The 24,572-nt window shown below is 66.6% G+C and carries 18 protein-coding genes; 11 read left to right on the top strand and 7 right to left on the bottom strand.

Annotation, left to right across the window (positions count from 1 at the left end):
- Positions 1 to 83: 83 nt before the first annotated feature.
- Entirely contained in the window at positions 84 to 2,444 is a 2,361-nt protein-coding gene (locus tag RO07_RS16075; RefSeq protein WP_039412331.1) for a cytochrome P450/oxidoreductase, read from the bottom strand.
- Between the two features lie 454 nt (positions 2,445 to 2,898).
- On the opposite strand from RO07_RS16075, the gene RO07_RS16070 reads away from it, so the two are divergent.
- The 3 genes from RO07_RS16070 (at position 2,899) to RO07_RS16060 (ending at position 6,534) form a co-directional block, all read left to right on the top strand.
- Positions 2,899 to 3,702 carry an IclR family transcriptional regulator gene (locus RO07_RS16070; protein ID WP_039415775.1) on the top strand — a complete coding sequence of 268 codons (804 nt, stop codon included), beginning with the start codon at positions 2,899 to 2,901 and terminating at the stop codon, positions 3,700 to 3,702.
- A gap of 229 nt (positions 3,703 to 3,931) precedes the next feature.
- Positions 3,932 to 4,801 carry a 4'-phosphopantetheinyl transferase family protein gene (locus tag RO07_RS16065; protein ID WP_039412329.1) on the top strand — a complete coding sequence of 290 codons (870 nt, stop codon included), beginning with the start codon at positions 3,932 to 3,934 and terminating at the stop codon, positions 4,799 to 4,801.
- 128 nt (positions 4,802 to 4,929) lie between these two features.
- Complete coding sequence (locus RO07_RS16060; protein ID WP_039415773.1) at positions 4,930 to 6,534, top strand: ABC transporter substrate-binding protein; 1,605 nt, start codon at positions 4,930 to 4,932, stop codon at positions 6,532 to 6,534.
- A gap of 126 nt (positions 6,535 to 6,660) precedes the next feature.
- On the opposite strand, the gene RO07_RS16055 is transcribed toward RO07_RS16060, so the two are convergent.
- From RO07_RS16055 to RO07_RS16040, 4 genes are read right to left on the bottom strand one after another with little or no spacing between them, the layout of a single operon-like run.
- A complete protein-coding gene (locus RO07_RS16055; protein ID WP_039412326.1) occupies positions 6,661 to 7,551 on the bottom strand; it encodes an NAD(P)-dependent oxidoreductase in 891 nt (296 codons plus the stop codon).
- Positions 7,548 to 9,296, bottom strand: a complete 1,749-nt coding sequence (gene ilvD, locus RO07_RS16050; protein WP_039412323.1) for a dihydroxy-acid dehydratase — start codon at positions 9,294 to 9,296, stop codon at positions 7,548 to 7,550. Before ilvD ends, RO07_RS16055 begins: the two co-directional genes overlap by 4 nt.
- 30 nt (positions 9,297 to 9,326) lie before the next feature.
- Complete coding sequence (locus RO07_RS16045; RefSeq protein WP_039412320.1) at positions 9,327 to 10,106, bottom strand: SDR family NAD(P)-dependent oxidoreductase; 780 nt, start codon at positions 10,104 to 10,106, stop codon at positions 9,327 to 9,329.
- Complete coding sequence (locus tag RO07_RS16040) at positions 10,103 to 11,431, bottom strand: MFS transporter (protein WP_039412315.1); 1,329 nt, start codon at positions 11,429 to 11,431, stop codon at positions 10,103 to 10,105. Before RO07_RS16040 ends, RO07_RS16045 begins: the two co-directional genes overlap by 4 nt.
- A 297-nt stretch (positions 11,432 to 11,728) precedes the next feature.
- Between RO07_RS16040 and RO07_RS16035 the strand changes: the two genes are divergently transcribed.
- Entirely contained in the window at positions 11,729 to 12,685 is a 957-nt protein-coding gene (locus RO07_RS16035; RefSeq protein WP_039412313.1) for a LysR family transcriptional regulator, read from the top strand.
- A 51-nt stretch (positions 12,686 to 12,736) separates the two neighbouring features.
- Here RO07_RS16035 and RO07_RS16030 read toward each other — a convergent pair whose 3' ends face one another.
- Entirely contained in the window at positions 12,737 to 13,540 is an 804-nt protein-coding gene (locus RO07_RS16030) for an SDR family NAD(P)-dependent oxidoreductase (protein WP_039412310.1), read from the bottom strand.
- A 200-nt stretch (positions 13,541 to 13,740) separates the two neighbouring features.
- Between RO07_RS16030 and RO07_RS16025 the strand changes: the two genes are divergently transcribed.
- The 4 genes from RO07_RS16025 (at position 13,741) to RO07_RS26070 (ending at position 17,295) form a co-directional block, all read left to right on the top strand.
- On the top strand, positions 13,741 to 14,688 hold the full coding sequence (locus tag RO07_RS16025) for a GlxA family transcriptional regulator (protein WP_039412307.1): 948 nt from the start codon (positions 13,741 to 13,743) through the stop codon (positions 14,686 to 14,688).
- Between the two features lie 389 nt (positions 14,689 to 15,077).
- Complete coding sequence (locus tag RO07_RS26430) at positions 15,078 to 15,704, top strand: hypothetical protein (RefSeq protein WP_176582425.1); 627 nt, start codon at positions 15,078 to 15,080, stop codon at positions 15,702 to 15,704.
- 403 nt (positions 15,705 to 16,107) lie between these two features.
- Entirely contained in the window at positions 16,108 to 16,911 is an 804-nt protein-coding gene (locus RO07_RS16015) for a MetQ/NlpA family ABC transporter substrate-binding protein (RefSeq protein ID WP_039412303.1), read from the top strand.
- 222 nt (positions 16,912 to 17,133) lie between these two features.
- Complete coding sequence (locus tag RO07_RS26070) at positions 17,134 to 17,295, top strand: hypothetical protein (protein ID WP_157118212.1); 162 nt, start codon at positions 17,134 to 17,136, stop codon at positions 17,293 to 17,295.
- Between the two features lie 25 nt (positions 17,296 to 17,320).
- Here RO07_RS26070 and prpR read toward each other — a convergent pair whose 3' ends face one another.
- A complete protein-coding gene (gene prpR, locus RO07_RS16010) occupies positions 17,321 to 19,444 on the bottom strand; it encodes a propionate catabolism operon regulatory protein PrpR (protein ID WP_237171271.1) in 2,124 nt (707 codons plus the stop codon).
- Between the two features lie 313 nt (positions 19,445 to 19,757).
- Between prpR and prpB the strand changes: the two genes are divergently transcribed.
- The 3 genes from prpB (at position 19,758) to acnD (ending at position 24,564) form a co-directional block, all read left to right on the top strand.
- The gene (gene prpB / locus RO07_RS16005) at positions 19,758 to 20,648 is read left to right on the top strand and encodes a methylisocitrate lyase (protein ID WP_039415767.1); all 891 of its coding nucleotides are present in this window, start codon (positions 19,758 to 19,760) and stop codon (positions 20,646 to 20,648) included.
- 33 nt (positions 20,649 to 20,681) lie between these two features.
- Positions 20,682 to 21,833, top strand: coding sequence for a bifunctional 2-methylcitrate synthase/citrate synthase (prpC, locus tag RO07_RS16000; protein ID WP_039412301.1), 1,152 nt, complete (start codon positions 20,682 to 20,684; stop codon positions 21,831 to 21,833).
- A 130-nt stretch (positions 21,834 to 21,963) separates the two neighbouring features.
- Entirely contained in the window at positions 21,964 to 24,564 is a 2,601-nt protein-coding gene (gene acnD / locus RO07_RS15995) for a Fe/S-dependent 2-methylisocitrate dehydratase AcnD (RefSeq protein ID WP_039412300.1), read from the top strand.
- Positions 24,565 to 24,572 lie beyond the last annotated feature (8 nt).

Raw genomic sequence — 24,572 nt, 5'->3', positions numbered from 1 at the left:
GGCGCCGTGGTGAACGGCGCCCCTTGTCGTTTTCCATCGCAGCAGGGATTACCGCGAGCTGTCGCGATATCCGCGTTACCGCATCACAGTGCCAGCACCAGTTTTTTGCCGCAGGCGCGTGAGCAGCACGACATCATCTTCGTGTTCGCATCGCGTTCGGCGCGCGTGAGCACCACGTCGCGATGGTCTACCTCGCCTTCGATCACCTGCACCTCGCATGAGCCGCACAGACCTTCCTCGCAGTCGCTCTGCACGTCGATGTTCGCAGCGCGCAGGGCGGTGAGCAGCGTCTGGTCGGCGGGCACCGCGACCGTGATGCCGGAATCCTTGAGCGTGACTTCGAACGCATGCTCCTTCTCCGGATCGAGCGTGCCCAGTTTCGACTGGAAATGCTCCACGCGCAGCGAGTCTTCCGGCCAATGCGCGCAGCATTCGGCCAGCCCGTCGAGCATGCGCACGGGGCCACAGGCGTAGATCTGCGTGCCGGCTTGCGGCGTGGCGAACTGTTGTGCGTAGTCCGCGCGCCGGCCTTCGTCCTTCACCCACAGATGCAGACGGTCGCCATGCAGCGCCTGCAGTTCGTCGACGAGCGCCATCGTGCGACGGCTGCGACCGCTGTAATGGATCTCGTAGTCGATGCCGAGCGCCTTCGCGCGACGCGCCATCGCGGCAATCGGCGTCACCCCGATCCCACCGGCGACGAAGATCGCACGCGGCGTGTTCTCGTCCAGACGGAAGTGATTGCGCGGGCCGCGAATGCGCAGCCGATCGCCGACGCGCACCTGCGTGTGCATCCAGTTCGAGCCGCCACGGCCTTCCGGCTCGTGCAGCACCGCGATTTCGAAGGCGCCTGCGTCCGCCGGATCGCCGCACAGCGAATACTGGCGCGAGAGCCCGGTGTCGCCGCACTCGACATCGACGTGCGAGCCAGGCGCCCAACGCGGCAGCGCGCGACCGTCCGGCGCCACGAGACGGAGCTTCACGATGCCCTCGGCCACCGGCGTGACCGACTCGACCACGACCGGACGCGTGACGCTATGACCCGACGGCTCGCCGATGCGCACGGGCGAGTGGCGCTCCAGAACGGCCGGGTCGCGGCGCTCGGGGTTCTGCGCCGGATCCCATTCGACCCACAGATGCTCCGGGCCGCGGAACGACGTGTTCGGGACGTATGTGAACTTCTGCGCCGCAAGCTTCATGTGCGGCAGGCGGCGCGTGAATTCCTCGAGGAAGATCTGCATCTCCATGCGCGCGAGGTTCTTGCCCATGCACTGGTGCGAGCCGTAGCCGAAGGTCAGTTGGTCGCTCGCGTTTTCACGGCGGATGTCGAACAGATCGGCATCGGCAAAGTGACGCTCGTCGTGATTGGCCGACGACGACACGATCAGCAGCTTCGATCCCGCAGGAATGTCGATGCCGCCGATGGTCACGTCCTTCGTTGCCAGACGACGCCACGCGGCCACCGAACCGTTGTGTCGCAGGCACTCCTCGACCGCGTTGGGAATCAGCGATGGGTCTTCGCAGATTTCGCGCCAGACGTCCGGATGCTGCAGCAACAGCTTCATCGCGTTGGCCGTGGCGTTCGCCGTCGTCTCGTGCGCGGCGACGATGCCGGCCATCATCATCGAATGCAGATAGGAGTCGGTGACGACTTCCGGATGATCCTTCTGCTTGCGTATGCCGTATTGCATCCAGCCCGGACCGTCCGGGTTCTGACGCATTTTTTCGAGAATCTTGCCCGCGAGCTGCCAGAAATTGCCCACGGCGTGTGCGACGGCCATCTGTTCCTCGGGCTTCGGGCGTCCCCACGTGTTGACCGTGTGCGCGATGGAGTACTCGCGCAGCTTGTCCATATCCTCTTCGGGCACGCCCAGGAAGTGCAGCGCCACCGTGAGGGGGACTTCCCACAGCATCTGGTCGACGAGATCGGCGCGGCCGTCGTCGATGAAGCGATCGACATACTCGCGTGCGAGTTGCCGCACGAGCGGTTCGTGATGCTTGAGATGTTCCGGCGTGAACGGCTCCATCAGCACGCGGCGGCGCGGCATGTGCGCGGGCTCGTCTTCGTTGACCAGCGTCCGGTTGAGCGCGAAGCCGTACGACGCGAGCACGGCGTTGGCTTCCGGCCCGGTCGGCGTGATCTTCTCCAGCGCGATCGACGGGCTGAACGTGATGTTGTCGCGGAAAATCGCCTTGATGTCGTCGTAACGCGTCACGACCCAGTAGCCGAGCTTCGGACTGTAGAACACCGGTTCCTGCTCGCGCGCCCAGCGCACATATTCCGGCGGGTCTTGCTGATAGCCGTCTTCAAACGGATCGAACTCGGCCGCACGCGCACTGACCGGACAGCCGTTGGGCGCCCGCAGGTCGGTCTTCTGATGAAAGGGGCAGCCGCCGGCGCTGGCCGCGGTCGTATCGGGGGTGGGGGCAATCGTTTGACTCATCCGTTCACGCTCTCTGGGTCGGGGGTGACGCCGGCCACGCGGGACTCGCGGCGACACACGCAATGAAACAAGTGTAGAGGAGCGTCGGACCGGCGCACAGTGTGCCCACGCGAACCGCGGGCGCGGCTGCCTGACGTCTCCTCATCCGATGCGATCCGTCCGATGTCGCGGCGCTCGCGCATACAGGGAGTCGCATTCTCTTGATCTGTTAAGCGTAAATATAATACGCATTGCGTAAATTGGTGGACTGGGGTTAACCTCTAGACCCCCGATGTCGGACGACGTCGATTTGCGTCTTAAAATCTCGCCGATGACGACAACAAAACGACCCACCGCCGGCCGCACGCGCAGTGCCGCCGCGCTTTCCCGTACGGCTGACGGCGTCGGCGCGTCCGGCCTCGATGGCTTGCAGGATGCTGAAAATGCCGGAAATGTCGGCACCGACAATGCCGAGATGCCTCGCGAGCGCGGGCGCCGGCAACGCGTCCAGTCGGCCGAGACCGGCATGGTCGTGCTCAAGGGACTGGCCCGTCTGGGCGGTCGCGCGAGTCTCACCATGCTGGCGCAGCACGTGCAGCAAAGCCCCGCCAAGGTCCACCGTTATCTGATGAGTCTGGTGGAGGAGGGGCTGGTCGCGCAGGACGCCGACTCCCAACACTATTACCTCGGCCTCGAAGCCATGCTGATCGGGGTGGCCGCCATGCGACAGGCCGATCCCGTCCGGGCTGCCGAGCCGGCGCTCGTGCGTCTGCGCGAAGCCTTCGACGTCACCTGTTTCATTGCGGTCATGGGCAACAAGGGGCCGACCATCGTACGTTTCGAGGAGCCGGGGCTGCCGGTGACGATCAACGTGCGTATCGGCTCGGTCATGTCCGTGCTGTGGTCCGCCGCCGGACGTGTATTCCTCGGCTTGCTCGACGATCCGCAGGTGCTGGCGATGGCCGAGAGCGAACTTGCCCACGCGACACCCGAACATCGCGCCCAACTCGATCCGCTGGACCCGATCGGCACGTTGCGCGCGTCGGTGCGTGCGGCGCAGGGGGCCAGTGTGCGCGACACCAACCTCACGGGCATCAGCGCACTGGCTGCGCCGGTCTTCAACTATGACGGCCGGCTCGTCGGCGTCATCACGGCGCTGGGCGCGACCGGCGGCTTCGACGCCCGCATGGACGGCCCCATCGGCGAAGCCGTGCGCCGCGAAGCGCTGGCCGCGAGCCACGCACTCGGCTATCGGCCGCCGTTGCCGGCCAGCGCCTGAAATATCGGGGCTTGCAGCCCTCGTCTTCCCATTCTTCGCCCTCCTCGGCGGCCGTTCGTACGGTCGTCCTTGTGTTATCATTTGATAATGATTCTCATTTCTATTTTGATCGAATGAATGGCCGCCGGTGACGTGCATGCGCCGGGTGCGACCGACTTGCGTGCCGAGGCGAGGGCAAGTTGCGATGCATGGACCGCGTCACCGGAGACCTCGCCTGTGGAGGTCGCAAATGTTGACGTTGAAACGCACGCTCGATCTGACGCCGCGCGTGGCCTCGATCCCGACGCCTTCGCTGACGTACGTGCCGCTGGGGCAATTCGGGCAGGACGAGCGAAAAGTGCCGGGCGGCGGCGCGCGCCATCGTGCGCTCGCGAGCAGCGACGGGAGCGTGGCAGCGAGCGGATCGGACGCCACCGCTGTCAAGCCACTTTCCCAATGTGCCAGCGACGAACTGTGGCTCTGGCGCTTTTTGTTGGCGGGACGGCCGTTCGGGGCGACGGGGACGGCCGTCGGCGGTCCCGACGACGGGACGATCTGGCTTTCGGCGACCGAGCAGGCGTTGGCGCGTCGTTTGCCGCGTACGCAGATGCGTCACCGATTTCTCTCCGAGCGCATTGCCATGCGCTGGATCTTCGGCCGCTGGTTCCATTGCTCGCCTGCCCACGCGCCGGTGCCCGCGGCAACGCCCGGCGTGTCGTCGATGGAGTGCGACGGGCCGCACGGGAAGGTGCGGGTGGACATGGCGCATGCCGGGTTGTGGTTGTTCGTCGCGCTGGGGCAGGGCCCATTGGCGCTTGCGGCGCACGTCCCCGCGCTGGGGAGTGCGGACGAGCCACCATCGCCCGAGGTGTTGTCCGACAATCCGCTCGCGCCGTCGCGAGACGCCGCGCACCGGCTATGCCTGGCCCGTCTGGCGGGCCAGGGCGACGCGCCCGAGCCGCACGCCGACGTACCGCTGATTTCCCATCCCTACGTGAGCGTGCCCTACGCGGGGCGCACGCGATATCTCTATGACATGTCGGTGAGTTCGCGTCTGACGGTGGTCGCCGCGCGCGACAGCATCGTGCATCGGGTGCGGGCGTTTGGTTGGCAGAACTGACACGCGGTTTCGGCATTGCGAACCGCCGATATATGGTTATTCGGCGGGGCAAGGGCAGGTGTCCTGAATTTGCGCTATTCTGCGCCGTTGTTGTGCCATCCGACATCGACTTCCTGGAGAAGAAGCTCATGCGCCGTTGCTCGCGTCATACCATCGCTGCCGTTCTGACTGTCCTGTCCCTGCCGCTCGTGCCGCTCGCGGCCCATGCCAAGGCCCTCACCGTATGCACCGAAGCCAGTCCGGAAGGCTTCGACGTCGTGCGCTACAACTCGCTCACGACCACCAACGCGTCCGCCGATCCGGTGTTCAACCGGCTGGTCGAATTCGACGCCGCGCAGGCGAAGGTCGTGCCGAGTCTCGCAACCAGGTGGGAAGTGAGCCCCGATGGTTTGACCTACACGTTTGCGCTGCGCCCGAACGTGAGCTTTCACAGCAACGATCTCTTCAAGCCGACGCGCGCGTTCAATGCCGACGACGTCGTCTTCACGTTCGATCGCATGCTCAACGACAACGCGCCGTGGCACAAGCTCACGCCGTCGGGTTTCCCGCATGCGCAATCGCTCTCGCTCGGCAAGCTGATCAAGTCGGTGCAGAAGGTCGATGCGAACACGGTGCGCTTCACGCTGTCCGAGCCCGAGGCCACGTTCCTGTCGATGCTGTCGATGGGCTTCGCGTCGATCTACTCGGCCGAGTATGCGGACAAGCTCATCGCCGCGAACAAGACCGATGAACTCAACGCGCGCCCGATCGGCACCGGGCCGTTCGTCTTCCGCAGCTACCAGAAGGACAGCGTCGTGCGCTACGACGCGAACAAGGCCTACTTCGGCGGCGCGCCCGCGTCCGAGCGTCTCATCTACACCATCGTGCCGGACGCCGCCGTGCGCGCACAGAAGGTCAAGGTCGGCGAGTGCCAGATCGCGCTCTCGCCCAAGCCGCTCGACGTGCAGGCCGCGCGCGGCGACAAGGCCCTGCGCGTGGTGGAGACGCCCGCGTTCATGACGGCGTTCGTCGCCATCAACACGCAGCACAAGCCGCTGAACGACGTGCGCGTGCGCCAGGCGCTCAACATCGCGTTCGACAAGCCGAGCTACGTCAAGCAGGTCTTCGAGGGCACGGCAACGCCGGCGGTCAACGTCTATCCGCCCAACACGTGGAGCTATGCGAAGAACGTCGCCGACTATCCGCACAGCGTCGAGAAGGCGAAGAAACTGCTGGCGGACGCCGGTTTCCCCGACGGCTTCGAGACGACGATCTGGACGCGTCCGAGCGGCAGCCTGCTCAATCCGAACCCGCGCGTAGGCGCTGAGATGCTGCAAAGCGATCTGGCGAAGATCGGCGTGCGCGCGCAGATCAAGACGGTCGAGTGGGGCGAGCTGATTCGCCGCGGCAAGGCGGGCGAGCATGATCTGCTGTTCATGGGCTGGTCGGGCGACAACGGCGATCCGGACAACTTCCTGACGCCGCAATTCAGTTGCGCGGCCGTGACCTCGGGCACGAACTTCGCCCGCTTCTGCGACGCCAATCTCGACAAGCTGATCAGCGACGGCAAACGCACCGCCGACATCGCGGCGCGCACGGCCAAGTACCAGGCCGCGCAGAAGACGATCAAGGAAGATGCGCTGTGGATTCCGCTGGCCAACCCGATCGCCGCGGTGATCACGCGGGCGGAAGTCTCGGGCTATCAGGTGAGCCCGTTCGGACGGCAGAACTACGCCACCGTGAAGGTGAAGTAAGAGAGGACGACCGCGCTCTCTGCGCAGGGCGCGGTCGTATCGCCGCCGCCATTGCGCGGCTGCCGACGGCGGCGCACGACGGGCGTGCAATGCGTCCGGGGGGGCCGTGCGCCTGTGGCGCCGACGTCAGGCGTCCGGCGCGCTTTCCGCTTCGCCGATTCGGAAAATCTGCGACAGATCCCAATCCGCCATGCCGCGTTGCACGGCATCGTTCAGCAGGCGGCGCACTTCGGGCAGCACGCGCTGCACGGTCGCGCTCGTGTGTGTCAGTTCGGCGATCGCATCGAGATCCTTGAGCATCACGCGCACGGTGCCGGTCGCCTGTTCGGGCGGCGTGACCATGCGCGGCCACAGCGTTTGCAGCAGGATGGAGTCGGCCCAGCCGCCCTGCAGCGCCGACGGCACGGCCGCCGTGTCGATGCCGCTGCGCTTGGCCAGCACGAACGCCTCGGCCAGACCGGCGAGCGTCGTCGCCACGATGGCCTGATTGGCGAGCTTGGTCGTCTGACCGGCGCCCACGTCGCCCATGCGGGTCACGCGCGCCGCAAACGTGCGCAGCACCGGCGTCACGGCCTCGATGTCGGCGGCCGGTCCACCCGCCATGATGGCGAGCGTGCCGGCCTCGGCGCCGCCCGTGCCGCCGGAGACCGGGGCGTCGATCCACACGCTGCCGGTCGCCTCGGCCCAGCGCCTGGCGAGCGTGCGCGTGAGGGCGGGCGAGAGCGTCGAATGATCGACGAGGCAGCGCGGCGGCGTCGCGGCATGCACGAGACCGTGCTCGCCGAAGACGACGTCCTCCACGGCCTTGCCGTCGCCCAGGCACAGCAGCGCGATATCGACGAATTCGCCCAGCGCCTGCGGCGTCACGCACGCCAATGCACCGGCGTCGGTCAGGGCCGCGAGCTTCGCGGCCGAGCGGTTCCAGACGGCGACGTCATGGCCGGCGGCCAGCAGCCGCCGCGTCATGGGTTCGCCCATGCGGCCGATGCCGCAAAAGCCTACACGTGGGTGGGTCATCGCTTCATATCCTCGACAACGGTTGACGTCTCCCCGAGCGAGGCTTCGTAGGGCCATTGCACGGCCCCCGAATGCGTGACGGCGCCGAGCTTGGCCGGTCGCACGAGCGCTTCGTACTTCTCGAGCACGCCGCCAAGGTGGCCGCGCACGAACGGCTTGGCCTCGGCGGCGCGTGCGGCGAGCGCCTCGTCGGAGAGTTCGACATCGAGCTTACCCTTGATGGCGTCGATGTGGATGCGATCCCCGTCGCGAAGCAAGCGGATCGGTCCACCCGCCGCCGCCTCGGGGCCGACATAACCGATGCACATGCCGCGCGTGGCGCCCGAGAAGCGGCCATCGGTCAGCAGCGCCACCTTCTCTCCCATCCCCTGACCGTAGATCGCGGCCGTCACGCTCAGCATTTCGCGCATGCCGGGGCCGCCCTTCGGGCCTTCGTTACGAATCACGAGCACGTCGCCTTCGCGGTAGGCCTGCGCCGAGACCACGGCCATGCAGTCTTCCTCCGTCTCGAATACGCGCGCGGTGCCGGAGAACACCAGTTGTTTGAGCCCGGCCGTCTTGAGCGCGGCGCCGTCCGGGGCGAGATTGCCGCGAAGTACCACCAGGCCGGCGTTGGGCGAGAGCGGTTCGGTGTGCGGCTTGACGACGCGTCCGTCTGGCCCGGGGAACGCTCGCAGCGCGACTTCGAGGGTCTCGCCGCTTTGCGTGAGCGTGTCGGCGTGAAGATGGCCGCCGGCGAGCAATGCGTTGAGCACGGCGGGCACGCCGCCGACGTGGTGCAGGTCGACGGCCAGGTAGCGTCCGCCCGGTTGCATGTCGCCGATGAGCGGCGTGCGGGCGAGCACTTCGGACACGTCGTCCAGTGTGAAACGGATTCCCGCTTCATGCGCGATGGCGGGGATATGCAGCATGGCGTTGGTCGATCCGCCGGTCGCGGCCACGGCGGCGCACGCATTCTCCAGGCTCTTGCGCGTGACCAGATCGCGCGGCAGCGGTCCGCCGTTGCGCAGTGCGCGCATGACGTTCTCCCCGGCCCGGCGGGCGATGGCGATGCGCTCGCTGTACACGGCGGGCACCATCGCGGAGCCCAGCGGCGCGAGGCCGAGCACTTCGGCGACCATGGCCATCGTGTTCGCGGTGAATTGTCCCGGGCAGGAGCCGGCCGTCGGCGTGCAGCGTTTCTCGATGCCGCGCAGCGTCTCGGCGGACATGTCGCCGCGCTGGGCCGTGCCCACCGCCTCGATGGCCGTGAGGATCGTGGCTTGCGAACCGTCGGGCGCCACGCCCGGCAACATCGCGCCGCCGAACAGGAACACGCCGGGCACGTTCACGCGCACCATGCCCATCAGAATGCCGGGCAGCGTCTTGTCGCAACCGGCCACGCCGACGAGCGCGTCATAGCAGTGCGCACGCACGAAGAGCTCGACGCTGTCGGCGATCGTCTCGCGCGAGACCAGCGAGAAGCGCATGCCGGAGTGGTTCATCGAGGTGCCGTCCGACACCGAGATGGCCGAGCCGCGAATCGGCACGCCGCCCCCGGCGGCCACGCCGAGCCGCACGTTGTCGGAGATCTGGTTGAGCGACATCGAGCAGGGCGTGTTCTCGCCGAACGTGTCGACGATGGCGACGAAGGGTTTGTCGATCGCTTCGTCGTCGAGGCCCGTGGCTCGCAGGAAGGCGCGGTGCGGCGTACGCGTCACACCTTCGGTCACGGTGCGCGAGCGGTGTTTGTGCAGGTCAGTCATGGGGGACGTCCTTGAGTCTTGTCGTGGGGCTCAGGTATTGAGCAGCAGGCCGTTTTCGATGGCGAGCACCTGCCCCGTCATCGCGGGCGCGTGGGCGGTCAGAAACCAGGCGAGCCCGGCGATTTCCGACGGCTGCGAAACCCGCTTGAGTGGCGCGTTCTCGCGCATGCCGTCGACCACGCGGCCGTAGGCCTCGTCGCCGAGCACGCGGCGCAGCAGGCCGTCGTCGACCATGCCGGGGGCGATGGCGTTCACGCGAACGTGCGGCGCGAGGTTGCGAGCGAGCGAGAGCGTGAGCGCGTTGACCGCGCCCTTCGACGCGGCATACGCGATCGACGAGCCGGTGCCGTTCAGCGATGCGAGCGACGAAATATTGATGACCGACGCCGATGGCGCCTCGGCGGCGCGCGCTCGCAACAGTCCGGAGGCGGCTCGCGTCATCTGAAACATGCCGATGAGGTTCACGCGGTAGATGCGCTCGAACTCGGCGGCGTCGATGGCGTCGAGCTCGCCGTGCGGAATCACGCGGGTCGTGCCGGCGCTGTTCACCAACGCGTCGAGCCGTCCCCAGCGCGAAGCGACCGCCTCGGTCATGCGTCGGCAGGCGGCGTCGTCGCCGACGTCGGCGTCGATCACGAGCGTTTGCGCACCGGCTTCGCGGCACTGTGCGGCGATGGCTTCGGCCGCCGCACGGGTGCTGTCGTCGAAGTTGTTGATGGCGACGGCCCAGCCCTCGCGGGCGAAGCGCAGGGCGGTGGCCGCACCGATGCCTGTGGCGGCGCCGGTGACGAGACAGACGGGAACACTCATGCTTGGCTCCGCTGCGGCTTGAGCGAGAGCACGATGACGGCGCCGGCCGCCAGCACGCAGGCGAGCACGATCATGCCCGGCAGCAGTTGGCCGGTGCTGTCCTTCAGGAAGCCGATGACATACGGGCTGACGAAGCCCGCGAGATTGCCGGTCGAATTGATCAGCGCGATGGCGGCCGCCGCACCGGCGCCGCCCATCATGGCCGTCGGAATGCCCCAGAAGACCGGTGCGATCGAGTTGATGCCGATGGCGGCCACGACGAGCGCGGCCATCGACCACCACAGATGGTCGGCGAGCAGCACCGACGCAAGCATGCCGGTCGCCCCCAGCACGCAGCAAACGGCCACGTGCACGCGGCGCTCGTTGTGCCGGTCCGCGTGGCGCGCGATCAGGATCATTGCCACGGCGCTCACCAGCGAGGGCACGGCCGAGAGCAGACCGATGTTGCCGAGGTTGGCCACGCCGGCCGCGCGGATCATCGTCGGCAGCCAGAACACCAGTCCATAGTTGCCCATCGCGATGCAGAAGTAGAGCAGGCCGAGCAGCCAGACCTTGCCGCTGCCGAACACCTCGCGCACGCTGTGATGCGCGCGCGTGCGGTCATCCGCCGCGAGATCCTGCGCCAGCAGACGCTTCTCGTCGGCGCTGAGCCATTTCACCGTCTCGATCCGGTCCTGCAGCACGAAGAAGGCGGCAATGCCCACGAGCAGCGACGCCAGTCCTTCGATGAGGAACAGCCACTGCCAGCCGGCATAACCGTGCATGCCGCCGAACCGCTGCATGATCCAACCCGAAAGCGGGCCGCCGATGGCGCCCGACACCGGAATCGCCACCATGAACAGCGCGATGATCTGCGAGCGCTTGCTCGACGGAAACCACGTCGACAGATAGAGCACGATGCCCGGGAAGAAGCCCGCCTCGGCCACGCCGAGCAGGAAGCGCAGCACGTAGAACGACACCGGCCCCTGCGTGAACATCGTGAGGCACGAGATGATCGACCACGTGACCATGATGCGGGCGATCCACATACGCGCGCCCACGCGGTGCAGGATCAGGTTGCTCGGCACCTCGAAGAGGAAGTAGCCGAGGAAGAAGACACCTGCGCCGGCCCCGTACACGGTCTCCGATAGCGACAGATCCGAGAGCATCTGCAGCTTCGCGAAGCTCACGTTGACGCGATCGATATACGCGACGATGAACGCGAGGAACAGGAACGGGATGATGTGCCAGGTCAGCTTGCGATACAGGGCGTCGCGCTGGGCGGGGTCCAGGGCGGAACTCGCGCCGGCATGCGGCTGCGCGCCGCCGGAAAGGGACGTGCTCATGGGTGTTGTCTCCGTGAATGCGTGCCGTCGGGCACGTCGAATTATCGAGCAGCCGCCATTGCGCACCGCGCATTCGGTTATGCGCGAGTCCTGCCGGAGCTGGCGTGGCGTTTCATCGCAGATCCTCGCCTGCGCCACTGAAATTCTCGCTACGGCAGTGCTGCTCGATCGAAGGGTAAGGCGCGCGCCGCCTGCGCGGCAAATCACACTTTGCGTGCGCGACATTACCGTTTGGTTATGATGTCGGCTCTGCGGGGGGAAGAGATTCCGCGCCCATGGGCTTTTCGAGACCGTCTCATGTCCACGACCGACAATTCGATAGAGCGCTTTTTCCGCAGCGGCCTGAAGCTGGGGCATCTGCGCATTCTGGTGACGCTGGGCGAGTTGCGGCAGGTCACGCGCGTGGCGGCGGCCTTTCATGTCACGCAGCCGGCCATCTCGAAGCAGATAGCCGAAATCGAGGACGCACTCGGCGCGCCGGTGCTGCGCCGGGTGGGCAACGCCGTTGAGTTGACAGGCATCGGACGGGTGCTGGTCGAGCGCGGGCGCGAGATTCTGCGACAGATCGAACTGGCCCGGCGTGACGTGAGCGCACTGACGGCCGGCACTGCCGGGCACGTGCGCTTCGGCGCGGTCGTGACGATTCCGCAGCCGCTCATCGCCCATGCCGTCGAACTGTTCACTCGGCGCGCGCCCAGTGCGTCGTTCTCGTTCGTCGAAGCCACGCTCGACCGGTTGCTCAAGATGATGGACGAAGGCAATCTCGATCTGGCGCTGGGGCGAAACCGCGTGACGGGGCACTTGCCGGTGATGCGCCACGAATCGTTGCATCACGAGCCGTTCGTTTTCGTGGTCGGCGCGCGGCACGCGCTGGGCGGCCCCGACACGCCGGTCACCTGGGACGATTTGCAGGAGGTGCGCTGGATCACGCCGATGCGTGGCTCGCCGGCGTTTGCGACGATGGTGGAGATCCTGGCCGAGCGCGGCGTGACGCTGCAGCGCCCGGCGATCGAGTCCAGTTCGCTGGCGTTGAACCTGTCGCTGCTGCGCGGCGGCGATTTCGTGTCGATCCTGCCGCTCTCGCTCGCGCGCCGCTATGTGCAGCGCGGCACGATGCGTGTGCTGCCGTTGCCGCCGCTCGAGCCGTTGGGCGAAGCGATTCTGTACTGGCGCGAAGACACGACGACGCCGGCCGCGCAGTTGTTCGCCGCATGCCTGCGCGAGTCGTCGGCCGAGCTGATCGAGGCGAACTGACTGAGGCGAACCGAGCCGGCGGCCGAGCGGGTCCCCATCAAGGCGGGGACATCACGCCTTCACTGCGTATCGTGCGCCCGGCGTGCCGTGGGCGAGCTTTTGCGACAGCGCGCGACGCGACGCTTCATGCGCCGTCCAGTCCTCGCCATCCTGCAGTGGCGGAATCGTCACGATTTCCCCCTGATCGAGCCCGGCGAGCGACGCGTCGACCAGATCCTGCGACGACATCAACCACGTCTGCGGCAACGCCTCGTGCGACTTGCCGGCCACTTCCCAGAACTCCGTGATGGTCGGGCCCGGCAGCACGGCCTGTACGCGCACGCCCTTGTCCGCCAACTCGTGTTGCAGCGACTGTGTGAAGGCCAGCACGTAGGCTTTCGTCGCGCCGTATACGCCGTTGAGCAATTCCGGCGCGATGGCCACGATGGACGCGATGTTGACGACCGTGCCGCGCCCGCGCGCGACGAAGCCGGGTACTGCGGCATACGTGAGGCGGGTGAGCGCTGTGACGTTCACGTCGATCATGGCGCTCATCTGTTCGACGTCGGCGTCCAGCAGGGGCGCGACTGCACCGAAGCCGGCGTTGTTCACGAGCACGTCGATGTCGGCGTCCGCCCGCAGTCGGGCTTCGACCGCTGCCTGGCCGTCACGTGTGGCGAGATCGGCACCGAGGATGTCGACCTGGCGGCCGGTCTGCGCGCGCAGGCGCTGGGCGACGTCGCGCAGGCGGGCGGTGTTCCGGGCGACGAGAATCAGATCATGCCCGCGGCGGGCGAGCCGGTCGGCATACACGGCGCCGATGCCGGAGGAGGCGCCTGTAATCAGTGCAGTGCCGGGGGTCGGAGTGTGGCTCATGATGAATGTCCTGTGCAATGAAGGGAACTCGTTCGCGGCGGGGGAATTGCCACGCCGATGAGAGCCAGTCTGGCCCAGTTCCTTGATGTCTCAAATGACATGAAAGCCTCCTTTCAGGACATTCTTGTCCGACGCGCTTCGTCGCGCGTCACTAGAATGGCTTCGTCGCGCAGTCATTGCCGCACTTCGATCTTTCTGTCATGACGAAACGTATTGCGTTGGTGGTCTACCCGGGCTTCCAGATGATTTCGCTCGCGGCGATGTCGGTCTTCGAGATCGCCAACTTCGAGCAACCGGCGCCGCGCTATGCCGTGAGCGTGGTGTCGGTGGCGGGCGGGCTGGTGCGGGATTCCGCGGGTATTGCCGTGGCGACGGAAGCGATTGGGCGGCGGCGCTTCGACACGGTGCTGGTAGCTGGCGCGACGCGGGTCGTGCCGACGCAGCCCGAACTTGCCGAGGCGCTCGTACGGCTGGCGTCTCGCGTACGACGCCTGGGCAGCATTTGTTCCGGCGCCTTCGCGTTGGCGGACGCCGGTTTGCTCGACGGGCGGCGCGCCACGACGCACTGGGGACAGGCGAGCGCCTTGCAACAGCGGCACCCCGGCGTGATCGTCGAAGACGACCGGATCTATGTACGCGACGGCTCGGTGTGGACGTCGGCGGGCATGACCGCCGGCATCGATCTTGCGCTCGCCTTGGTGGAGGCCGATTGGGGTGGCGACGTGGCCCGCGAAACGTCGCGCCTGCTCGTCGTGCACTACCGCCGGACGGGCGGGCAATCGCAGTTCTCCACCCTGTCGACGCTCGAACCCAGCTCGGATCGCGTGCGCACCGCGCTTGCCTACGCGCGCGAGCATCTGCGCGAGTCGCTGTCGGTCGAGCAGTTGGCCGCGCACGTGCACTGGAGTGCGCGGCACTTCAGTCGTGAATTCACGCGGCAGACAGGGCTCACCCCGGCGAAGGCCATCGAGAAGCTTCGGCTCGAAGCGGCGCAGGCGCTGCTCGAGGCCGGGGAGGCGTCCATTGCGCGTGTCGCGAACGTGACGGGTTTCGGCGACGAGGAACGCATGCGGCGCGCGTTCGTGCGCACGCTGGGCAAGCCGCCGCAGGCGTTGCTGCGCGAAGCGCGCGAGCGTATGCGAGGGTGACGAATGCCGACCGTGGCGGGTGGGGCGTCCGACGCAGCATCCGTTGCGACCGGTGATGCTCGGCGCGGCTGTCAGCGTTTTAAGCGTTTCATGAACGATACATTTTCCGCGGCCTGTCTCACGATGTCTCGCAAATTGAGTTATTAGTTCTTTGCAAATCAAAGGGTTGAGTCGACTGGCACGGAATTCGCGTATGTGAATCGTGTATGGCGAAGCGCCAACCCGGAATTCCCGCAGGCGGTTGGGAAGGATCTCCTGCGCGCATTGTGCGCGGGTGGGTTTCCTGTTGCCCGCGTTTCCCGTTGATGCGCCGGCGCTGTAACGCTGCACTTTATGGCGAGGTGCGGCGTGTTCCGAAATGAGGCGTGCATGTGCGCGGGGAGGGGACCATGAACGGGTTCAAGGCGACTTTGGTGGGAGCGGCGGCGGCCGCGATGCTCTGCGGCATTTCGATCAACGCCGCCCATGCCGGAGGTGGTGGCGGCGGACGCGGCGGGGGCGGTGGCATCGGCTTCGGTGGTGGTGGTATCGGCGTGGGCGGATTCGGTGGATTCGGCGGCCCGGGAGCGGGTGGCGGCGTAGGTGTAGGTATCGGCGGTGCTGGCGGCTGCGGCTGCGGCGGTCACGGTGGTCATGGCGGCCATGGTGGCGGTGGTGGCGGTGGTGGTGGCAGTGGCGGTGGTGGCGGTGGTGGTGGCAGTGGCGGTGGTGGCGGTGGTGGCGGTGGTGGTGGCAGTGGCGGTGGTGGCAGTGGCGGCGGCGGCAGTGGTGGTGGCAGCGGCGGCGGTGGCAGCGGTGGCGGTAGTGGAGGTGGTGGCAGCGGGGGCGGTAGTGGAGGCGGCAGCGGCGGTGCTGCAGGAGCAAGCGGCGGCGTGGGTGCCAGCGGGCCCGGTGGTATCGGTATTGGGGGTGCAGCGGGCGGCAACGGACTTGCCGCGTTCGGTGGCCCCAGTGGTTTCGGTGGCGGCGGGGGGTGTCAGATGAATGGTCAGAACGGCGAAGAGCCGTGCCCTTGAGCCAGTGACGGGCGGGCCTGCACGCGTTCGGCACAACGCGTGCGGGAACCGGCCCGGCGTTTCGAACAATGGTGGTACGAGTTTCGCAGGTTGATCGCTGGTTCCTGACGCGACCGGCTGGCGGTATCCCGTCAGCCGCGCCACCCCCCGGCCCGTGCTCAGGCGGTTCTCCCGGCGATGCGCCCCTTCGGTGATCCGGAGGGGCGTTTTTTTGTCATTTGCCGCCGCTATCGCCGCCGGCAGGGGATATGGAAATGCCGATAATGTATTTCGCGTATACCCGCATCTATGGCAGCATCCGAGGCCTGGGTCGCGAAGTTCGCGCCCGCCGCAGGCCCAGCAGGTCTGCCCGATACCGAACAAATGCCCAACAGGCGTCCAAAAGCAAAAGGAGAAATCGCACATGCTGTCTCGTCAACTGATCAACGCATTCCTCGCCGCCACGCTCGCGCTGGCCGCCGTCGGCGCTTCGGCCCAGACGGCAGACAAGCCTCTGAAGGTCGGCACGATGGCCGGCTCGGATGCGCAGATCTTCGAAGTTGTGAAGCAGGTCGCCCACAAGCGCGGCCTCGAAATCAAGATCATCGAATTCAGTGACTACGCACAGCCGAACGCTGCGCTCGACGCGGGTGATCTGGACGCCAACGGCTTCCAGCACAAGCCGTTCCTCGACAGCCAGGTCAAGGATCGCGGCTACAAGATCGTGAGCGCGGGCCTCACGTACGTCTCGCCGCTGGGCTTCTACTCGAAGAAGGTCAAGTCGCTCAAGGATCTGAAGAATGGCGCCAAGGTCGGCATCCAGAACGATCCGTCTAACGGCAATCGTGCGCTGCTGCTGTTGCAGAAGGAAGGCCTGATCAAGCTGCGTGCCGGCCTCGAAGGCAAGAACGCCACGCCGCTCGACATCGTCGAGAACCCGAAGAAGCTGAAGATCGTGGAACTCGAAGCCGCCCAGTTGCCGCGTGCGCTGCCGGACCTCGATGCCGCCTCGATCAACACCAACTTCGCCGTTCAGGCCGGCCTGGCGCCGCAGCGCGATGCCATCGCCATCGAAGACCTGAAGGGGCCGTACGCCAACCTGATCGCCGTGCGCACGCAGGATCTGAACAAGCCGTGGGTCAAACAACTGGTCGGCGCCTATCAATCGGACGAAGTGAAGGAGTTCATCAAGACGAAGTTCAACGGCGCGTTGATCGCCACGTGGTAACTCCCGCGATGGCGGCCGAGGCCCAGCCGGGGCTTCGTCCCCTTTCGGGGGCTTCGTCCCCTGCGGGGACTGCGCCGTGACCGCCGCCCAGCCGACGAACCGGGGTTTCGACCCCGGTTTTTTATTGCCCGCGCGCAGTGGGGTTCGTTCGAGAAATACCCCTGCCGGCATGAAAGCGCTCGCCTAGAATGAAGATGTGATCCGGATCAGCGGGAGGCTGCCATGTCCATGATGAATGTCTCGATGATGCTGGTGGCGCTATTGGTCGGCTTTGCCATCGGCATGCTCGTGGATCACTTCTGGGTGACGCATCACGACGAGCCGTCCGCGCACAAGCGGCTGGACTGGCACGATATGTGGGAGCGCATCCGTCACCAGCACTGACGGCGCACGGTGACACGCTTCGGCATCAGCCGTCCGACGTGTCACGCAGTTTTCGCCAGAGGGTGGAGCGGCTGATGCCGAGCGCCTCGCACGCCGCCGCGCGATCGCCGCCGCAGGCGGCCAGCGTCGTGCGGATGCGTGCGAGTTCCTCGGCCGCGCGTCGTGCGCGGCCGGTGAGCGGCGCGGCGTCGCCGTTCGACGCGAGCCTCATCCGCCCGGCGTCCCCGGATTCCGCAGGGGCAGTAGGATCAACTGGGGCCGCATGCGCCACGGGCATCCCGCCCAACTCCGGTGCGATGTCGACGAGCCGAGCTCGACTGATCTCGCGCGCATCGACCACGTCGGCGCAGACCACTGCGATCCGTTCCAGCAGGTTTTCCAGCTCACGCACATTGCCGGGCCAACGATAGGTCGCAAGCAGCGGCAGCAGCGTGGCCTGCAGCGCATCGACGCTCATGCGAGCGCTCGCGCGTGCGAGCGCGCGCTCCAGGAAGAGCGGCGTGAGGCGGGGCAGGTCGTCCATGCGCTCGCGCAGCGGCGGCAGCACCATGCGCAGGATATTGAGGCGGTAGTAAAGGTCTTCGCGGAACAGTCCGGCGCCGACCTGTTGGCGCAGATCGCGGTGTGTGGCGGCGATCACGCGCACGTCGCACGGCACGGGCTCCGTCGCACCGAGCCGCAATACCTCGCGCTCCTGCAGCACGCGCAGCAAGCGCGTCTGCAGCGGCATCGGCATCTCGCCGATCTCATCGAGAAAGATCGTGCCGTTGTGCGCCGTCTCGAAGAGGCCCGCCTTGCCGCCCCGCCGTGCGCCGGAAAACGCGCCGTCCTCATAGCCGAACAGTTCGCTCTCCAGTAGCGTTTCGGGAAACGCCGCGCAGTTGATCGCGACGAACGGATAGTCGCGGCGGCGGCTTGCGTTGTGAATGCCCTGCGCGAGCAGTTCCTTGCCGGTGCCGCTCTCGCCATGCACGAGCACCGTGGAATCGGTTTGTGCGTAGCGGCGGGCGAGCGCACGCACGTGCGTCATGGCGGCCGAGTCGCCGATCAGGTCGTCGAGCCGGTAACGCGCCACGAGGTGTCGTGGACGATGCCGCGAGCGCAGCGAGCGATCCACGCGCGCGAACGACTGCGAGTCCTGGCACGTGAGCAGCGCGCCCGTGAGCGTGCCCTGATCGAGCAGCGGGATGCGATTGATGACCCACGTCTTGCCCGCCATCGACACGATCGCTTCGAGTTCGGCGCTGGCGCTCTCGAGCGTGCGTCCGATGTCGAGCGCCGGGGCGATGGCGTCGAGCGGGCGACCCACGGCGTCGGCGACCGTCACACCGAGCATGCTGGCCATCGACGCGTTGATGGCTTCGATGCGTCCGTGCAGATCGACCGCCGCCACGCCCTCGTGCAGATGCCGCAGCACCGTGTCGAGCCGCTCGCGGCGCTGTGCCTCGATGCGTCCGAAGCGCGCCACTTCCAGGGCCGTGTCGAACGCGGCGCGCACGGAATCCTGCGAGTAGAGAAAAACGCCCGTCATCCCCGCGCGTTCCGCCAGTTCCGTGACGAGGCCGGGCCCGACCACGACCTCGATGGCCTCGTCGCGCAAGCGGTGCACGAGGTCTTCCGCATCGTGGGCGTCGAAGTAGACGTGCTGGGGGATATCGAGATGAAAGGCGCTCTTGAAGCGTTCGAATTCCGGCGCGGGGCGCGCGTACGACACGAGTGCAATGCGCGACGCCGGCGAGGTCGAGGCCAGCGCACGGCGGGCGCGTCCGAGCGCGTGCATGACGTCGAAGCCGGTGACTTTCACGAGCACGACGGGCAGTGCCAGCCGCTCGCGCAGGAACGCCCCGTTCGAGCCGGCCGCGACGATGCCGTCCACGCTGCCGGCCGGCAGATGCTCGAGCGCGTCGATCACGGCTTCGTAACCCTTGTCGATGATCTGCACTTCCGCGTGCGCGGCGTAGTCCGGCACGATGTCGCGGTACAACTCGCCGAGCTTGCTGATGCCCACGGCCCAGATCACGGGCTTGCGCACCGCCGTGACCGGCTGCGCGAGCACGGCGCGCGGCAAGCCAGTGGCCGAGGCGGGCAGGTGCGGCGGCAGTTGGGACGGTAGATGATCGGGGGCGGACGGGCTTGGCATGGCGGGCATTGGCGGATCGGGCAATCGACACGAATCGTAGCATGTTGCAATACGGCGTTTCATGATTTGTTTCAATATGAAACGTCATGCGACGAGCAATGGATCGAGCGCCCGCGTCGTTTGCTTGACGCAAACGTCAGATCGGTGCCAGATTTCCGCTGGTAAATGAAGGCGTTAGCGGCGCCGAGGTTGCTGACCCGTGGGTGGAAATGGCCTCCCTGGCACGCCCATTGCTATCAATGGAGCCACATTTCAACCCGTGTGCGAGCGGAGACGGGGCCAGCCCCACCGCATGCACCTCATCCACGACCGAGGGACTCAAGTGACGCACACCATTCGTTCGGCCGGCGCCGCCTTCCGCGAGGCCGTCAAGACCGAGCAACCGTTGCAGGTTGTCGGCGCCATCAATGCCAACCACGCCCTGTTGGCCAAAGCCGCCGGATTCAAGGCGATCTATCTGTCGGGCGGCGGCGTGGCTGCCGGTTCGCTGGGACTGCCCGATCTGGGCATTTCCACGCTCGACGATGTGCTGACCGACGTGCGTCGCATCACCGACGTGTGCGATCTGCCATTGCTCGTGGACGTCGATACCGGCTTTGGCCCGTCGGCATTCAACATTGCGCGCACGGTGCAGTCGCTCATCAAGTTCGGCGCGGGCGCGATGCATATCGAAGACCAGGTCGGCGCAAAGCGTTGCGGCCATCGTCCGGGCAAGGCCATCGTGAGTCAGCAGGAGATGGTCGATCGCATCAAGGCCGCGGTCGACGCGCGCACCGACGAGAACTTCGTGATCATGGCGCGCACCGACGCGCTCGCCGTGGAAGGGCTGCAGGCCGCCATCGACCGCGCCTGCGCGTGCGTGGAAGCGGGCGCCGACATGATCTTCCCGGAGGCGATGACCGAACTGCCGATGTACCGTCAGTTCTCCGACGCCGTGAAGGTGCCCGTGCTCGCGAACATCACCGAATTCGGCTCGACGCCGCTCTTCACCGTCGAAGAGCTCAAGAGCGTGCAGGTCGGTCTGGTGTTGTACCCGCTATCGGCTTTCCGCGCCATGAACAAGGCGGCGGAGAACGTCTACCACACCATTCGTCGCGACGGCACGCAAAAGGCCGTGCTCGACACCATGCAGACGCGTGCCGAACTCTATGAGAGCATCGGCTACCACGCGTACGAGCAGAAGCTCGACGCGCTGTTCGCACAGCAGAAATAACCGAATCCCTGATCTGGACTGGAGGAAATGAGCATGAGCGAGACGACCGCCACCGGCTTCAAGCCGAAGAAATCCGTTGCCCTGTCCGGGGTGACCGCCGGCAATACCGCCCTGTGTACCGTGGGCCGTTCGGGCAACGACCTGCACTATCGCGGCTACGACATTCTGGATCTGGCCCAGACCTCGGAATTCGAAGAGATCGCGTATCTGCTGGTCTACGGCAAGTTGCCGACCGTGGCCGAGCTCAAGGGCTACAAGGCCAAGCTCAAGTCGCTGCGCGGGCTGCCCGCCGCCGTGAAGGACGCGCTCGAAGCCGTGCCCGCCGCCGCACACCCGATGGACGTGATGCGCACCGGCGTGTCGGTGCTCGGCACCGTGCTGCCGGAGAAGGACGACCACAACATTCCGGGCGCGCGCGATATCGCCGACCGCCTGATGGCGAGCCTCGGCTCGATGCTGCTGTACTGGTATCACTACAGCCAGAACGGCGTGCGCATCGACGTGGAGACGGACGACGACAGCATCGGCGGCCATTTCCTGCATCTGCTGCACGGCGAGAAACCGTCGGATCTGTGGGTGCGCGCCATGCACACGTCGCTCATTCTGTACGCCGAGCACGAGTTCAACGCGTCGACCTTCACCGCGCGCGTGATCGCCGGTACGGGTTCGGACATCCACTCGGCCATCACGGGGGCGATCGGCGCGCTGCGCGGCCCGAAGCACGGCGGCGCCAACGAGGTCGCCTTCGAGATCCAGAAGCGCTACGACTCGCCCGACGAGGCGGAGGCCGACATCCGCCAGCGCGTCGAGAACAAGGAAGTGATCATCGGCTTCGGCCACCCGGTCTATACCGTGAGCGATCCGCGCAACAAGGTGATCAAGGAAGTGGCGCTCGAACTCTCGAAGGATCAGCAGAACACCAAGATGTTCGACATCGCCGAGCGTCTGGAATCGGTGATGTGGGACGTCAAGAAGATGTTCCCGAACCTCGACTGGTTCAGTGCCGTGAGCTATCACATGATGGGCGTGCCGACCGCGATGTTCACGCCGCTGTTCGTGATCGCGCGCACGTCGGGCTGGAGCGCGCACATCATCGAGCAGCGCATCGACAACAAGATCATTCGTCCGAGCGCCAACTACACCGGTCCGGAGGACCAGAAGTTCGTGCCGATCGAGAAGCGTTGAGATTGCCGTAGCACGGCATTCCGACGTCTCTCGCCGCCCCGTGCCGGACGCCTTCGCGCGTCCGGCATGCGCCGGCGCCCTGCCAGTCGCTGGCAGCCTTTTGCAGCAAGCCGGGCCGATACCTCCTCACATGATGAACACCGAATACCGAAAATCCCTGCCCGGGACGTCGCTCGATTACTTCGACGCCCGCGCCGCCGTCGAGGCCATTGCGCCGGGCGCCTACGACACGTTGCCCTATACCTCGCGCGTGCTGGCCGAGAACCTCGTGCGCCGATGCGATCCGGCCGCGCTGACCGACTCGCTCAGGCAACTGATCGAGCGACGCCGCGATCTCGACTTCCCGTGGTTTCCGGCGCGTGTCGTGTGCCATGACATCCTGGGACAGACCGCGCTCGTCGATCTGGCCGGCCTGCGCGACGCCATCGCCGCGCAAGGCGGTGACCCGGCCCTCGTCAATCCGGTGGTGCCGACGCAACTGGTCGTTGATCACTCGCTTGCCGTCGAGTGCGGCGGCTTCGATCCCGACGCGTTCGCCAAGAACCGCGCCATCGAGGACCGCCGCAACGAAGACCGGTTCGATTTCATCAACTGGACGAAGAAGGCGTTTCGCAACGTCGACGTGATTCCACCGGGCAACGGCATCCTGCACCAGATCAACCTGGAGCGCATGAGCCCCGTGGTGCAGGTGAGCGACGGCGTGGCCTATCCCGACACGCTCGTGGGCACCGATTCCCACACGCCGATGGTCGACGCGCTGGGCGTGATCGCGATCGGCGTGGGCGGCCTGGAAGCCGAGAGCGTGATGCTCGGTCGCGCGTCGTGGATGCGTCTGCCCGATATCGTCGGCGTGGCGCTCACGGGCAAGCCGCCGGCGGGCATTACCGCCACCGACATCGTGCTGGCGCTCACCGAATTCCTGCGCAAGGAGAAGGTGGTGTCGGCCTATCTCGAGTTCTTCGGCGAGGGCGCGGCGAACCTCACGCTGGGCGATCGCGCCACGATCTCGAACATGGCGCCGGAGTTCGGCGCCACCGCGGCGATGTTCTACATCGACGCGCAGACCATCAAGTACCTGAAGCTCACCGGGCGCGACGATGCGCTCGTCGGGCTGGTCGAGACGTATGCGAAGCAAACCGGTCTGTGGGCCGACAGCCTGCGCGACGTGCAGTACGAGCGTGTGCTGACGTTCGACCTGTCGAGCGTGGTGCGCAACATCGCCGGTCCGTCGAATCCGCACAAGCGTGTGCCGACGAGCGAGCTCGCGACGCGCGGCATCAGCGGCAAGGTGGAGAACGAACCGGGTCTGATGCCCGACGGCGCGGTCATCATCGCGGCGATCACCAGCTGCACGAACACCAACAATCCGCGCAACATGATCGCGGCGGGTCTGTTTGCCCGCAACGCCAACCGTGCGGGCCTCGTGCGCAAGCCGTGGGTCAAGAGTTCGCTCGCGCCGGGCTCCAAGGCGGTCACGCTGTATCTGGAAGCGGCGGGTCTGCTGCCCGAGCTGGAGAAGCTGGGCTTTGGCGTGGTCGCCTACGCCTGCACGTCGTGCAACGGCATGTCGGGTGCGCTCGATCCGGCGATCCAGCAGGAGATCGTCGAGCGCGATCTGTACGCCACGGCCGTGCTCTCGGGCAACCGTAACTTCGACGGCCGCATCCATCCGTACGCGAAGCAGGCGTTCCTCGCGTCGCCGCCGCTGGTGGTGGCCTATGCCATCGCCGGCACGATCCGCTTCGACATCGAGAAGGACGTGCTCGGCGTCGACGCCGACGGCAATCCGGTGCGCCTGGCCGACCTGTGGCCGCGCGACGAGGAAATCGACGCGATCATCGCCAGCAGCGTGAAGCCGGAGCAGTTCCGTCGCGTGTACGAGCCGATGTTCGCGGCTACCCTGGAATCGGGCGAGCGCGCGGAGCCGCTGTACGACTGGCGCGAGGCGAGCACCTATATCCGCCGTCCGCCGTACTGGGAGGGCGCGCTCGCCGGCGAGCGCACGCTGCGCGGCATGCGCGCGCTGGCGGTGCTCGGCGACAACATCACGACCGATCACCTGTCGCCGTCGAACGCCATCATGCCCGACAGTGCTGCCGGCGAATATCTGGCGAAGATGGGCTTGCCGGAAGAAGACTTCAACTCGTACGCCACGCACCGCGGCGATCACCTGACGGCGCAACGCGCCACGTTCGCCAACCCGACGCTCAAGAACGAGATGGTCGTGGTCGATGGGCAGGTCAAGGCGGGTTCGCTGGCGCGCATCGAGCCCGAGGGCAGGATCACGCGCATGTGGGAAGCCATCGAGACGTACATGTCGCGCAAGCAGCCGCTCATCGTGATTGCCGGCGCCGACTACGGTCAGGGCTCGTCGCGCGACTGGGCGGCCAAGGGCGTGCGTCTGGCGGGTACCGAGGCCATCGTCGCCGAGGGCTTCGAGCGCATCCACCGCACGAATCTGGTCGGCATGGGCGTGCTGCCGCTCGAGTTCAAGCCGGGCACGAACCGCAAGACGCTGGGTATCGATGGCAGCGAAACGTTCGACGTGATCGGCGAGCGCACGCCGCGCGCCGATCTCACGCTGGTGATCCATCGCCGCAATGGCGAGCGCGTGGAAGTGCCGGTGACGTGCCGTCTGGACACCGCCGAGGAAGTGTCGATCTACGAGGCGGGCGGCGTGCTGCAGCGCTTCGCGCAGGACTTTCTGGAATCGTCGCAAGCGGCAGCCTGAGGAGAGAC

Origin of the sequence: Pandoraea pulmonicola, assembly GCF_000815105.2 — a bacterium.
Taxonomy (GTDB): Bacteria; Pseudomonadota; Gammaproteobacteria; order Burkholderiales; family Burkholderiaceae; genus Pandoraea; species Pandoraea pulmonicola.
Note: the sequence above shows the minus strand (reverse complement) of the source record. Positions and strands in the feature narration are given on the sequence as shown.